This window comes from Acetobacterium sp. (assembly GCF_039830195.1).
Classification (GTDB): Bacteria; Bacillota; Clostridia; order Eubacteriales; family Eubacteriaceae; genus Acetobacterium.
The window spans coordinates 167286-181675 of record NZ_JBDODG010000006.1 but is presented as its reverse complement, the minus strand read 5'-3'; the positions used below and the strand labels follow the sequence as shown (position 1 = coordinate 181675).

11 protein-coding genes are annotated in these 14390 nt (G+C 43.5%); all 11 read left to right on the top strand.

The window, feature by feature from the left end; all coding sequences use genetic code 11:
- Window positions 1-8 precede the first annotated feature (8 nt).
- The 11 genes from ABGU93_RS02010 to ABGU93_RS01960 all read left to right on the top strand — a co-directional run bounded on the left by ABGU93_RS02010 (window position 9) and on the right by ABGU93_RS01960 (window position 14389).
- A complete protein-coding gene (locus tag ABGU93_RS02010; RefSeq protein ID WP_347411834.1) occupies window positions 9-1469 on the top strand; it encodes an alkaline phosphatase family protein in 1461 nt (486 codons plus the stop codon).
- 289 nt (window positions 1470-1758) lie between these two features.
- Entirely contained in the window at window positions 1759-2781 is a 1023-nt protein-coding gene (locus ABGU93_RS02005; RefSeq protein WP_347411833.1) for a molybdopterin-binding protein, read from the top strand.
- A 53-nt stretch (window positions 2782-2834) separates the two neighbouring features.
- On the top strand, window positions 2835-5561 hold the full coding sequence (locus ABGU93_RS02000; protein ID WP_347411832.1) for a molybdopterin-dependent aldehyde oxidoreductase: 2727 nt from the start codon (window positions 2835-2837) through the stop codon (window positions 5559-5561).
- Between the two features lie 290 nt (window positions 5562-5851).
- Window positions 5852-8200, top strand: a complete 2349-nt coding sequence (locus ABGU93_RS01995; protein WP_347411831.1) for a pyridine nucleotide-disulfide oxidoreductase/dicluster-binding protein — start codon at window positions 5852-5854, stop codon at window positions 8198-8200.
- Window position 8201: 1 nt separating this feature from the next.
- Entirely contained in the window at window positions 8202-8408 is a 207-nt protein-coding gene (locus tag ABGU93_RS01990) for a DVU_1557 family redox protein (RefSeq protein WP_347411830.1), read from the top strand.
- A complete protein-coding gene (trsM, locus tag ABGU93_RS01985) occupies window positions 8409-9125 on the top strand; it encodes a DVU_1556 family methyltransferase (RefSeq protein ID WP_347411829.1) in 717 nt (238 codons plus the stop codon).
- Between the two features lie 3 nt (window positions 9126-9128).
- The gene (locus tag ABGU93_RS01980; RefSeq protein WP_347411828.1) at window positions 9129-9581 is read left to right on the top strand and encodes a DVU_1555 family C-GCAxxG-C-C protein; all 453 of its coding nucleotides are present in this window, start codon (window positions 9129-9131) and stop codon (window positions 9579-9581) included.
- 7 nt (window positions 9582-9588) lie between these two features.
- A complete protein-coding gene (gene trsS / locus ABGU93_RS01975; RefSeq protein WP_347411827.1) occupies window positions 9589-10941 on the top strand; it encodes a radical SAM (seleno)protein TrsS in 1353 nt (450 codons plus the stop codon).
- Between the two features lie 7 nt (window positions 10942-10948).
- Window positions 10949-12265 (top strand): DVU_1553 family AMP-dependent CoA ligase, encoded by a 1317-nt coding sequence (locus ABGU93_RS01970; RefSeq protein WP_347411826.1) that lies wholly within the window; start codon window positions 10949-10951, stop codon window positions 12263-12265.
- Window positions 12258-13304: an XdhC family aldehyde oxidoreductase maturation factor gene (locus tag ABGU93_RS01965; RefSeq protein WP_347411825.1), complete on the top strand. Its 1047-nt coding sequence runs from the start codon at window positions 12258-12260 to the stop codon at window positions 13302-13304. The genes ABGU93_RS01970 and ABGU93_RS01965 overlap by 8 nt, the downstream gene beginning before the upstream one ends.
- The gene (locus ABGU93_RS01960; protein ID WP_347411824.1) at window positions 13301-14389 is read left to right on the top strand and encodes a DVU_1551 family NTP transferase; all 1089 of its coding nucleotides are present in this window, start codon (window positions 13301-13303) and stop codon (window positions 14387-14389) included. The genes ABGU93_RS01965 and ABGU93_RS01960 overlap by 4 nt, the downstream gene beginning before the upstream one ends.
- Window position 14390 lies beyond the last annotated feature (1 nt).

The following is a 14390-nucleotide window of genomic DNA, read 5'->3' as shown; positions in this document are numbered from 1 at the left end:
GTGAAAAGATGACCGGCTATGTAAAAAAAATCCGGATAATGATCCCCTTGATACTGCTCACTTTCATTCTTTCCGGATGCGATTTTCAGGGCTTAGGCGGTGAGTATCCCAAAAGCTTTACAATCGGTGGTGATGTCGAGACGCCATTGACCATCAATACCATGATGGGTTATCCCATCAAGCGGGTTACCAAAGATGAAAAAAATTATACCACAATTGCCCTGGAAAAGGTGATTGCTTCGGCCCAACCCCGATCAACCAGTTATGATCTACTGTTAATCGGGGCAGATGGATTGTCTTCCAAAATAAACGGAAATGATCTCAGTGACTGCCATCTGAGCTATTCAAATCGCTATGACTGGGAATTGATCAATACCCGCCATCCGATCTCCAGTCAGATCAAAAATCTAAGTGCCATCATCGTGATTTCGACTGATCTGGATGAGGATAAAAAGGCCATCGGAATTGATGACAAAAGGGGATACCGGAGCACCACGGCCGGTAATTTGTACCTGAGTGGCTTCACCGAGAAGCAAATATTTGAAGGTCAGTCTGAAATTAATGAAAAAACAGTCACTGTTTACACCACCCACAAGCAGGTTTTACCGGAAGATCTGCTCGATTTCCAGGTAGAAATCGCTGTATTTGGACGGGATGGCAGCATCAAATTTGATAAGGTGAGCGATAAAAGTTTTTTTGAAATCAGTGAGACTGGGATCAACTACACGGCCTCGGATCTGACAACCATCACTGATGTTGCTGGAGTTCTCGGCGATCCGCCCCGGTTTTCCATTACCGATGTGACCTCGGATGCCATCCATCAGCTGGAAAAAGGCAGTGATGTGATGGTCATTGAGTTGGATGGTCTGGGTTGGACAATGCTGAAAATGGCAGGGGAACAGGGGAAAGCTCCTTATTTGTCCAGTTTGTCCGCTCAGTTGGCTTTATCTGTTTATCCGCCAATTTCTCCGGCGGGACTGGCGGCCATGATTACTGGAACACTTCCCAATAGTAATGGGATTAACAACCGGGAAGTTATGGACTTTAACGGTACGGATATTTTTGACAAAGCCCGGGCACTCAACAAGACGGCAGCTTATATCGAAGGCGACGTTAAAATGCTGAACACCTCCATCGAACCGGTGCTTTCAGTCAATGTGGGTGACCAGGACCGGAATGTTTTTGAAAACACAAAAAAAGCAATCAACGCAAAAAATCAACTGATCTTCACCCATTTTCATAGCATTGATGATGATGCTACCACCTATGGTCCTTATTCCCGGGAGTCAATCGAGCAAATTTACGAAGTGGATAGAATGGTCCAGGATCTGACCCGCGATTTTAGGGGAACCATCATCATTACCGCTGACCATGGGCTCCACCCAAGCGGTTCAGGGGGAACCCATGGCAGAATCTGTTATGAAGATATGATCGTGCCCTATATGATTATAAAAAATGAGCAGGTATAGAAAGAGAGTAAGATGTATTAATAATTGAGCATTAAATCTGAAAAAGAGAATATAAACCATTTACTGTTCAAAATAAATCAGCCTTTATGTTCGATAAAGAAGCGGTTGATCAATTAATGAACAACACAGATCTGATAAATGATCAAAATATAAGCACTCAAGTATGGGAAATAAGAAAGAAAGCCTTTAAATAGGCTTTTTTTTATTTGGCACGTTTATTGCTATATATTACAACCATCATAAGTAACTCAGTGAAAATGATCCAGATCAAGCTAATGGAGGAAACAATATGAAGGTAGTACCTGTTCGTGAATCAGTGGGTATGTTCCTGGCACATGATATGACCCAGATTATCCCTGGGGAGTTTAAAGGAGCAGCATTTAAGAAGGGGCATATTGTGCAGGAAGAAGACATCCCCCGATTATTGAACATGGGAAAAGAACACATTGCCATTATTGAATTTAATGATGGAACAATCCATGAAGACGACGCGGCCTTAAGATTAGGAAAAGCTGCTTCAGGAATTGGGGTTGAATTTGTCGGCACATCCGAAGGAAAAGTGACGATGACAGCGACTCAATCGGGATTGCTAAAAATAAATGTGGAAACTTTACAGGAAATCAACGAATTTGGTGAAATGATGATGGCGACTCTTCATACCGATACCATGGTGACTAAGGGAACCCTGGTCGGCGCTACTCGAATCATTCCGCTTTCGATTGATAATGAAAAACTGATCAAGATGGAAGAATTATGCGCAAGAAGTAAACCGATTGTAGAAGTATTGCCCTTAAAAAAATTCAAAGTGGGGGTTGTAACCACCGGTAACGAAATTTTTTATGGCCGAATCGAAGACAAGTTCGGAGATGTGATCAGAGAGAAATTCGCAGAACTTGATTCGTATGTGTTTAAACAGGTTTTTTCCCGGGATGATTCGGACATGATTGCCCAATGCATCCTGGATTTAATAGCAGAAGGGGCAGACATTGTCACCGTGACCGGCGGAATGTCTGTGGATCCGGATGATGTAACACCGGAGGGGATTGGAAAAACTGGAGCCAAGTTTGTCTCTTATGGGGCACCCACCTTGCCAGGAGCGATGTTTTTACTTTCCTATCGGGGTGACATTCCGGTGTTGGGATTACCCGGTTGCATTATGTACAGCCACCGAACAGTCTTTGATTTGGTGGTACCTAAGCTGATGGTCGGCGAAAGATTAACTCCCAAAGACATATCCAAACTGGGACATGGAGGACTATGCTCTACCTGTCCGGACTGTCATTATCCCAATTGCGGATTTGGAAAAGGTTGATTTTTGCATCCATATAGAGTAAATAGTTTTTAATATTTTAAGGAGGATTTCACGTGGAAAAAAAGACATTGTTCATTAACGGGATTCAAAGGACGGTTATTGTAGATCCGGAAACAACCCTGGCAAATTTAATCAGAAAACAGCAGGGACTTACCGGAACAAAAATTGGTTGCGGCAAAGCGGAGTGTGGAGCCTGTTCAGTTATTTTAAATGGCAAGGTTGTGCGATCCTGTGTTATGAAAATGAAACGGGTAGACGACGAGTCTGAAATCATCACCATTGAAGGGGTTGGAACTCATGATAATCTGCATCCATTGCAATTGTCGTGGATGGTCAACGGTGCTGCACAGTGTGGTTTCTGTACACCCGGTTTTATCGTGTCAGCCAAAGCATTGCTAGAAGAAAACGCCAGCCCAACTCGAGAAGAAGTTCGGGCCTGGTTCCAGAAACATCGAAATGTATGTCGTTGTACCGGTTATATTCCCATCATTGATGCGGTTATGGATGCAGCAAAACTGATGCGTGGCGAAATTAAAAAAGAAGATTTATGGTTCCAATTAAAAGAAGGCGCTTCCATTATGGGCTCAACCATGGCTCGTCCTTCAGCTGTTGCTAAAGTGACCGGAACCTGGGATTTTGGTGCCGATTTAGGATTAAAACTGCCAGAAAACACTCTGCACATCAAACTGGTTCAGGCTCAGGTTTCTCATGCTAATCTTATTTCGGTTGATACCTCAGAAGCAGAAAAAATGGAAGGCGTCTTTAAAGTAATTACTGCCAAAGATGTTCCCGGAACCAACCGTATCAACGGTTTGGCATTCCCGACGAATTTAGGGGATGGTCTGGAGCGCCCGATTTTAAATGACAAAAAAATCTTCCAGTTTGGGGATGCCATCGCAATGGTATTGGCCGATACCCCAGAACAGGCCGAAGCAGCCGCTGCAAAGGTAGTTGTTGAAGTTGAAGAATTACTACCATATATGAGTGCACCGGCGGCTATGGCAGATGATGCTATCGAAATTCATCCTGGCACACCAAATGTTTATTTCAAAACCAATATCGTTAAGGGTGACGATCCAGCGCCATTAATGGAAAAACTGCCAAATATCATCGAAGATGACTTCTATGTTGGCCGTCAACCACATTTACCACTAGAGCCAGATGTCGGCTTTGCATATTTTGACGAAGAAGATAACCTGATGGTTCATTCCAAGAGTATTGCCCTGCATTTCCACCAACTGATGACCGCTGAGGCGATTGGCGTTGATCCGACTAAATATTTCATCGTTCAAAACCCAACCGGGGGAACCTTCGGATATAAATTCAGCCCAACCATCGAAGGCCTGCTTGGTGTCGCCGCATTAGTTACTAAAAGACCTGTATTCCTGGAATTTAATATGTACCAACAAATCACCTATACCGGGAAACGTTCACCATTCTTTATGAATGTAAAAATGGGTGCCGACGAAAATGGTATCCTGAAAGCGATGGAAACGGACTGGTCAGTGGATCATGGTCCATATTGCGAATTTGGTGATCTGGTAACGACCCGTGGTTCACAATTTATCGGTGCCGGCTACAATATTCCCAATATCCGCGGTGAAGGCCGAACGGTTGCCACCAATCATGCTTGGGGTTCAGCATTTAGAGGTTACGGCTCACCACAGAGTTTGTTCGCGTCTGAAACCTTAATTGATATGCTGGCAGATCAAATGGGTGAAGATCCATTGGAACTGCGTTATAAAAATGTTTATCGTGAAGGTGATACCACACCACAAGGTTGTCCACCAGATGTCATCGCTTTACCCCAGGCAATTGATACGATTCGACCTATTTATCAGGCTGCCAAGGCAAAAGCGGAAGCATTAAATGCCGAAGGGGGAAATATCAAACATGGTGTTGGAATTTCACTCAACATCTATGGTTGTGGTCTTGATGGCCCTGACTCAGCGGAAATGTGGATTGAATTAACAAAGGATGGCGTAATCGTCGGAAATTCCTGGGAAGATCATGGCCAGGGGGCAGACATGGGAACATTAACCTTTGCTCACGAAACCTTAAGACCATTAGGCATCAAACCAGAACAAATCAAACTGGTTATGAACAATATGAAACTGACACCAAACAGTGGACCAGCTGGTGGTAGCCGTTCAAACGTAATGGTTGGGAATGCCATCAAAGTTGGCTGCGAAAACTTACTGGCGGCTATGAAAAAAGCCGATGGAACGTTCAGAACCTATGATGAAATGGTTGCCGAAGGCCTGCCATTACGTTATGAAGGCGTCTGGACAGCACCTTGTACCGCTCCATCCGTTGAAACCAGTCAAGGGAATCCATTCCCTGTTTACATGTATGGGGTATTATTATCCGAAGTGTCGGTTGATACCACCACTGGAAAAACTCATGTCGACAAAATGACGTTAGTATCTGACTGTGGAACTATTACTAATAAAACTGTTCTTGAAGGTCAGTTATGGGGCGGTTTAACTCAGGGGATTGGTTTAGCCTTAAGCGAAGACTTTGAAGATCTGAACAAACACACCAGCTTAACCGGATGCGGAATTCCGCAAGTTAAAGATGTACCCGATGAAATCGTCTTGATTCATCAGGAAACACCACGTCCATTAGGACCATACGGTGCTGCTGGTTCTGGTGAAATGCCATTGTCAGCACCACATGCGTCAATAGCAAATGCGATTTTCAATGCCTGTGGCGTTCGCATCAAACATTTGCCAGCCTATCCAGAAAAAGTACTTGAAGGTTTAGAAGCCTTAAAATAAGCAAACCAAGTCTCATTACCAAAGGAATTGAAAGCTTCTAAGCTTTCAATTCCTATTTTAAATTCACCGGTTTTGCTAAGGGTTACTGGACGCTGGTGTTTGTTTCTATGATATAATTTAAGGTAAGTGTATTTGTCTTTGTGTTAATTAAATTGCCACACATTTTACGATCAATTTCACAATGATTTTAAATAAAAATTGATTATAGAAATAGACATCGGAACGAATCAAGGTGATGATGTTTAGTTGCTACAATGTCCCGAATAATAAAAAGAGTTAGGAGACCAACAATGAATTTAGATAAATTATTGGAAACCGGGGATCGCTGTATTCATAAGGAACCCCCAACCTGTACTGCCCAGTGTCCCGTTCATCTGGAAATTATCGATTTTCTATCAGAGATAGAAAAAGGAAATTTTCAGAATGCTTATAAGCTGATGGAAAAGAAAATGCCTTTTCACAAAATTATCGGACGAATCTGCGATCATCCCTGCGAAGCGCCTTGTGAAAGAAGCAAAGCCGGCGGCTCAATCCGGATATCAGAGCTTGAAAAAGCGGTGCTGGAATATGGTGCCTATAAACCGAAAAAAGTGTGGCCGTTGCCTAAAAACAAAGGCAAGGTTGCCATTATTGGTGGGGGATTAAGTGGTTTGACTGCTGCTGTTGATCTGGATAAGAAGGGTTATATTATAACGATCTATGAAAAAAACAATCGATTGGGTGGCCGGTTGTGGGATTTTGTGGGCGATTCGCTGCCCGAAGAATTACTACAACAGGAATTACAGGTTATTGCTGATAAAAAAATAGCCATCCATTTTAAAGAAACCATAGATCAAAATAAACTGGCTAAGCTGCAGACCGAGTACGATGCGGTCTATCTGGGGACCGGTGATTGGCAAAAAAAAATTGAGTATGAACCAGTGACTTTTCAGGTCGGAGATTCAACCCTGTTTGTCGGGGGGCGGCTGGTTAATGAATCTGACTCGGTGATTCTTTCGACCAGTTCTGGAAGACGAGCGGCAATTTCGATTGAACGTTATCTTTCAAAAGTATCCCTCACTGATTCCCGGGAACGGGAAGGCGCATTTGTAACACCGCTCCAGTTTGATATCAGTAACAAAGCGGTATTCGCTCCCATTGCCAAAGCGGGGGTAATTTACAGTCAAGAAGAAGCGATGGAAGAGGCTAAACGCTGTGTCAAATGTCAATGCCGAAAGTGTATTGAGGGCTGTGTCCATTTGCGCAAATATGAAATGTCCCCGGATGCTTATATCCGGCAAATCAACCACAGTGAACGGATTATTTTAGGAACGCATTATGCTAATAAAATGATTAATTCCTGTACCGAGTGCGGATTGTGTATGGAAGAGTGTTTTTTAAATATCAGTATGAAGGATATAATTCAGGAAACCCGGGAAAGTATGGTGGAACGTGGGAAAATGCCAGTATCAGCCCATGATTTTGCGCTTAAGGATATGGCTTTCTCCAATAGTTCCCGTTTTTCACTGGTACGTAAACAACCCAGTAAGGAAGAGTCCAAAGACCTGTTTTATTATCCACTGATTTCTTTTTCGGATTATGTCAAAGGTTTATATAAAGGAACCGGTAAAACGGAGTATCTCTTTTATCCCGGATGTCAGTTGCCGGCTTCCTATCCTGATGATATCAAAAGTATCTATGAATATCTGGTTGGCCATGTCAATGGGGATGTCGGTATTTATCTGGGGTGTTGCGGGGCACCGGCGGATTGGGCCGGTCAACAGGGCTTAATGAGTGAAAACATTGAAGTCATCAAAAAAGTATGGGAAGAAATGGAACGACCGACCTTTATTCTGGCTTGTTCCAGCTGTATCAGTGTTTTTGAGAAGTACTGTCCGGAAATTAAAGTCGAATCGCTATGGGATATTTATGTCCGAGAAGGACTACCTAATAAGGATCACATAAAAACTCCCCAAACTTTAAGCATCCACGATGCCTGTGCCACCCGGGAAAACAGTGAGCTTCATGAAAGTGTCAGAAAAATTGTGGCTAAATTGGGCTACGGGATTGAAGAACTGGAATATACCAGGGAAAAAACAAAGTGTTGCGGCTATGGTGGATTGGTTTATTTTGCCAATCGGGAGCAATCCAATGCCTTTGTAGTCGAACGGATCGGGGAAAGCGAAAATGACTTGCTGGTTTACTGCAGCATGTGCAAGGATCTTTTTGTTTCGGGTGGGAAACGAACCTATCATTTACTGGATCTGATTTATCCCAAAGATAATTCGGATGCTGCGACCCGAAAAAGTCCAACCCTGTCAGAACGACATCAAAACCGAAGTCGTGTGAAGCAGATCTTATTGAAAGAAATTTGGAGAGAGGATCCCATGGAGGTACAGATGGAAGAAGAGTTTACCCTGATTATTCACGAAGATGTTCAAAAGAGCATGGAAACCCGATACATATTAATGGAAGATATTCTGGCGGTATTGAAAAATGCCGAAGAAAACAAAGAACGTTTCTGTAACCCGGAAACCGGGGATTATCTGGCAAAACTGAGGCTGGAAAACGTGACCTATTGGGTGAAGTATACCAATGAGGGAGAAGCGTTTTTGATTAAAAGCGTCTACAGTCATCGTATGGAAATAGTGGAGGATTAAGATGAAGCATGAAAGCGACGATCAAGCAAAATGGCTTTGCGATAAGTGTCAGCAGGAGCTCGAATTATCCAAGGTCAAGGTTCGATATCTGGAAGGAAATTTCGAAGTGGATCTGATGAAGTGTCCCACTTGTAACCAGGTATTTATTGACGAGGCACTGGCCCTCGGGAAGATGAAGGAAGTAGAAGAAGGACTGGAGGACAAATAATTGTCTGGAAATTGTGCCTACGAAAGTCCTCAGATGACCGAACTTCTGGGTGAAACCCTGCGGCCCGGGGGCTTTGATTTAACCGCCAAGGGGGTTGAATGCTGTCATTGGACATCAGCAGATTTATTACTGGATCTGGGCTGTGGTCAGGGAGCCACGGTCCGTTACCTGGACCAGACCCATGGGCTCAATGCGGTAGGGATTGATCCCTCCCATAAGCTGCTTGCCATGGCCCGAAAAAACAATCCCGATAAAAGCTTTCTGGTCGGCAGTGGTGAAGCGATTCCCTTCCAGGATGATTCATTTCAAGGGGTGTTGTCCGAGTGCACACTCTCGCTGATGACGGATATGACCGCTGCACTGAAGGAGGTCTACCGGGTTATGGAAATTAACGGGACTTTTTTTATCACCGATGTTTATGCCCGAAATCCCGAATCGCTTGATGCTATGAAAAACCATCAATTTAAGAGCTGCATGCGAGGTTTATATGATTTAAAACAGTTGCAGGCTGATATCACAAGTGCAGGTTTTGAGATTGTTTTGCTTGAAGACCATAGTACACTACTCAAACAGCTACTGGTCAAAACGATCTTTGAATTTGGCTCGATGAGTGCATTCTGGCAAAAAACCGGAGGTACATGTGCAGTTGGATTTCAGGAAGCACTGAAAATGTGTAAACCGGGCTACTTTATGATGATCGCAAGAAAGGTGGAATAAGACATGGACGAACTGAAATTTGAACTTTATCGACTGGGGACTGAAGGCTATTGTTGCAGTCAAATTATGCTTAAGCTGGCACTGGATATGGAAGAGATCGAAAACGAAGACCTGATTCGGGTGATGAACGGCTTATGTAATGGGATTGGCGGCAATCAGAAAACCTGTGGCGTTTTGACCGGCGGCATTGGGATTATTGGTTTATATGCCGGAAAGGGCAAAGCCCGGGAATATACCCGCGATAATTTTGGTACGATGGTTAAAGACTATATGGATTGGTTTGAACAGCGCTTTGAAAGCACCGAATGTGTGGATCTGATTGGCGTTTACCGATTTACTGACGAAAATAATCAGGCCTATCCGGTGAAATGCGGTGATACCCTGCTGGAAAGCTTTGAAAAGGTGGTCGAAATACTTCAGGAAAATGGTTATACATTTGGAAACAGAGAGCAATAGGAAAAAAATGAAGCGAATCATCTCAACGACTGAAAGTCTTTGCCCGGTCTGTCTAAAAAAAATAAATGCGCTCATCTGGTCTGAAAAAGCCGAAACCTGGATGGAAAAATCCTGCCCGGAACATGGCCGCTTCAAAGCGCTGCTCTGGCGTGGCAGTATTCCGATGGCAAAGTGGGTGCGAAATAAAATCCCGGCCACCATCGAAAAACCGAATACCCTGGTAGAAAAAGGTTGTCCCTATGATTGCGGGCTCTGCGCCGATCATCGCCAGCACACCTGCACGGCGCTGATTGAGGTCACTCAGCGTTGTAATCTCAGTTGTTCCTTTTGCTTTGCCGATGCTAATGGCAATGGTGAACCGGATCTGACCATCGATACGATTCGTTCAATGTATGGCAGTGTCATGGCAACCTCGGGTGATTGTAATATTCAGTTATCCGGAGGCGAACCTACATTAAGAGATGATCTGCCGCAAATCATTGAATTGGGACATCAGCTGGGTTTTTCCTTTATTCAAATTAATACCAATGGGATTCGTTTGGGCGAGGATGAAGCTTTTGTCAAACAACTAAAAGCGGCGGGACTCAACTCTGTTTTTCTGCAATTTGATGGAACCAATGACGAGATATATAAAAAACTCAGAGGTAAGCCATTACTGGCAACCAAGATAAAGGCAATTGAAAACTGTCGGCGCTATAATATTGGAGTCGTCCTGGTGCCAACCCTGGTCAGCGAAGTCAATGATGACGACCTGGGGAACATTATCAATTTTGGATTGGAATGGGTACCAACGGTCAAAGGGGTTCATATGCAACCTGCCAGCTATTTTGGCCGGATCCCCAATTTGCCGGTGGAAGCAAAGCGGCTGACCCTGGGGGATATCATGGACAGGATTGAAGATCAGACCGCAGGGCGCATTAGAAAGAAAAGTTTTGCGCCACCGGGATGTGAAAACGCCAGATGTTCTTTTCATGGCAATTATATTCTTCAGGAAAATAATGAGCTGTTAGCGGTCAATAATCCTGCCAATTGCTGTGGAACCGAAAAGGCCGAAGCAGGGGCAAATAAGACTAAAGCCCACGTCTCGCGCAAATGGAATGGAAAAGACTTGGCTGTAGAAAAAAATCCTGATCCCGGCCAGGATAATCAGGGAAAAGATCAATGGGATAAGATTCTGGAACGGATCAACCGCTATTCTTTTAGTCTATCGGCGATGGCCTTCCAGGATGTCTGGAATCTTGATCTCAATCGAGTCAAAGACTGTTGCATTCATGTTGTTAATCCCCAGGGTCAACTGATCCCTTTTTGTATGTACAACTTGACCGCCAAAAACGGTAATTCCATCTATCGCAAACAGTGAGGGTTTTATGAAAAAGACACCATTGGAAGAATGGATCATTAAACGAACCGGGATCTCACCGGCAAACCCAAAAGAGCTGGAGACCTATCAGCTCAAAAAAATCGTTGAAACCCTTAATTATGCAAAAAAAAACAGTGCGTTTTATCAAAAACAGTTGGAAGGCATTAACCCAGAGCAGATTAAATCATGGGATGATTTTTATCAGCTCCCCTTTACCACAGCCAAAGACATCAAAAACGATCCCTTTGCATTTTTATGTGTGCCCCAATCCCGGATTGACCGGATTGTTACCTTGAATACATCCGGTACCAGCGGTAAGAAAAAACGGATTTTTTTTACGGATGAAGATCTCCAAAAAACAATCGATTTTTTCAACTATGGGATGCGTTCGTTAATTGACAGCACCGACCGGGTGATGGTATTGCTGCCGGGACAAGCCTATGGAACAATTGGAAACCTGCTAAAAAAAGCCCTTGAGCGAACCAAAACGGCATGTGTTGTTTACGGACTTCTTACCGATCTGGATGCAGTAGAAAAAATCATCGTCGAAAATAAGATTAACTGTATTGTCGGCATTCCGATTCAGGTTTTATATCTCAGCCGCATGAAACACGATGGATTCACAAGAATTGAAAAAGTTTTACTCAGTACGGACTATGTCCCTCAGGCGATGGTAGCAGAGTTCAAAAGGAAGTTTGGCTGTCAGGTGTTCAACCATTATGGGATGACCGAAATGGGATACGGTGGTGGGGTGGAATGCGAGGCACTAAACGGCTATCATCTCCGCGAAGGCGACTTATATTTTGAGATAATCGATCCGGCTTCCGGGAAACCAGTGGCCGACGGAATCTATGGAGAGGTTGTGTTTACCAGCTTTGATCGGGAGGCCATGCCATTGATTCGTTATCGAACCGGAGATATTGGGGCATTTTCTCAGGCAACCTGCCAATGCGGAACTTTTTTGCGAACAATGAAAAAAGTGGAAGGTCGGATTAATAACCGAGTTTACTTAAAAGACGGTATTTACTTTGATCTGAAAGAGTTGGAAGAAATACTGCTGGCGGTTGAAGATCTGGTAGATTATCAGGTTGTTGTTAAAGACGGGCAGTCATTAAGAATTGATGTTTCTTTCTATAATGAAGAACAGTCAGCCAAAAAAGAAAAGCAGATTAAAATCAGGGTTCAGGAATATTTTGATAAAAATTGCGAATTAGCCGTTCAAGTAGCGATTGAAAAGAGTCAGTTACAAAAACCTGATCAACTGGTGAACAGTATGATTAAGCGAAAAATAGTGGACCTGCGAAGGGAGAAGGGCAATGAATGATTTGTTGAAAATAATAAAAGACGCTCAAGAACAAAGGGAAAATTTTGTTATGGCAACCATTCTGCAAAAATCCGGATCAACTCCCCGCAGTGAAGGTGCCAGGATGATTATCAAACAGGATCTGACGGTTGCAGGAACCATCGGCGGTGGTCTGGTTGAAGCGATGGTGATACGTGCGGCAGTCAAGGTTCATAAGAACAAGTACTTTCAGATTGAGGAGTTTGTGCTTAACAGCAAAGATGAAGCCTCCCAGCGAATGGTGTGCGGTGGCGATTTGAAAATACTGTTGGAGTATATTGACTGGTGGGATCCTCAGAATCAGTTTTTTTATGGTGAAATTGTCCAATTGATTGAAAATAAAACCGACTTTGTCACGATTACAAAAATACCCCAGACAGGTAATGAAAGTGGCAGTCTGGAGAAATGGGTCTGTACAGAAACCGGTTTTTTTGGTTCGGAAAGTGATGAAGTCCACGGCCTGGTTAAAGAGATCCGAGAGAATTTTTATCAATTAAAACATCATCAAACATTTCTGGAAAAAGAAGGGTTTTATGTTGAAACATTTTTTAACAATGAAAATGTCTGTATTGTTGGCGGTGGTCATATTGGCAAGGTTTTGGCAGAATTATGCAAGGTCGTCGGGTTTTATGTAACCGTGCTAGATGACCGGGAGGAATTTGCAAATACTCGACGGTTTAATGGGGTGGAAGAAGTGATGGTGATACCAGCCTTTAAAAACATCGAAAACTACGTTAAAATTGACCAATACTCCTATGTGGTCATCGTGACCAGAGGACACTCAGAAGACAAAGATGTTCTGGCGCAGATACTGCAAACTGAGGCAAAATACATCGGGATGATTGGCAGCAAAAAGAAACGCAATCATATCTATCAGGATCTCTTGGATGAAGGATTTTCCTACAGTGACTTGGAGCGGGTGCATAGTCCCATCGGCCTCAATATATTTGCCGATACCCCGGAGGAAATTGCGGTGAGTATCGTGGCGGAAATGATTCAAGTCAGGCGGAAACCAATTTGAAAAAGAATAAGATTGGCGTTATTATTATTGCCGCTGGCTATTCCTCGCGGATGGATGGGTTTAAGCCGCTGCTGAAATTTGGAAATCAAACGGCCGTCGAGCGGGTAGTCGCGACTTATCAACAGGCCGGCGTGGATCAGATCATCCTGGTACTGGGACATCGGGCTGATGAAATAAGCCCTTATGTTAAGAATAAACCACTGGATTTGGTGATCAATGAGAAGTTTGCTGAGGGGATGTATACCTCAATCGTAAAAGGAATCACCCAATTAGATGAATCGATTAATGCTTTTTTTATTCACCCGGTGGATATTCCCCTGGTGAAACCGGAAACCGTTAAATATCTGATAGATGCATCAGATAAAACATGCAAAGGCGTTATCTATCCCTGCTTTTTTGGCGAACGGGGACACCCGCCGTTAATCCATAAAAAATATCAGAACCTGATTCTGGAAAATAAAATGGATGGCGGCCTGAAACGCTTACTGGCCGTATATGAAGAGGATGCCTTTAACCTCCCACTGATTGACGAAGCGATTCTAATGGATATGGATACCCGGTCAGATTACGAAACACTACTAGCATACAACGCCATGAGGGCACCCAATTTATGCGAATGTTACGCCACTTGGGATAAATTTAAGCTGCCGGAAAATATTCGCAGTCACTGCGCCAAAGTCAAACAGACGGCTATGGGTTTGGCAACACAATTAACAGAAAAGGGATTAAAACTTGATCTTTCAGCTCTTCGGGCAGCTGCTTTGCTCCATGATCTTGCCAAAACCGAAAAAAACCATGCCCACAAAGGCGGAGAGCTTTTAAGAGAAATGGGTTACCCAACAGTGGGCGATATTATTGCTGACCACATGGATATTGTCATGGAACCGGATCAGGCCGTTACTGAAAGTGAAATCCTCTATCTGGCCGATAAATTTGTCAAAAATGATCAACTGATGGATCTGGAAACAAGAAAAATCCAGATGTTGGAGTTCTATAAAGACAATCCGATTGCGTCTGAAAAAATAGCAAAACGATATCTGAATGCCGAACTCATTTTGCAGAAAATAAAAAGAATGATCGAATAAA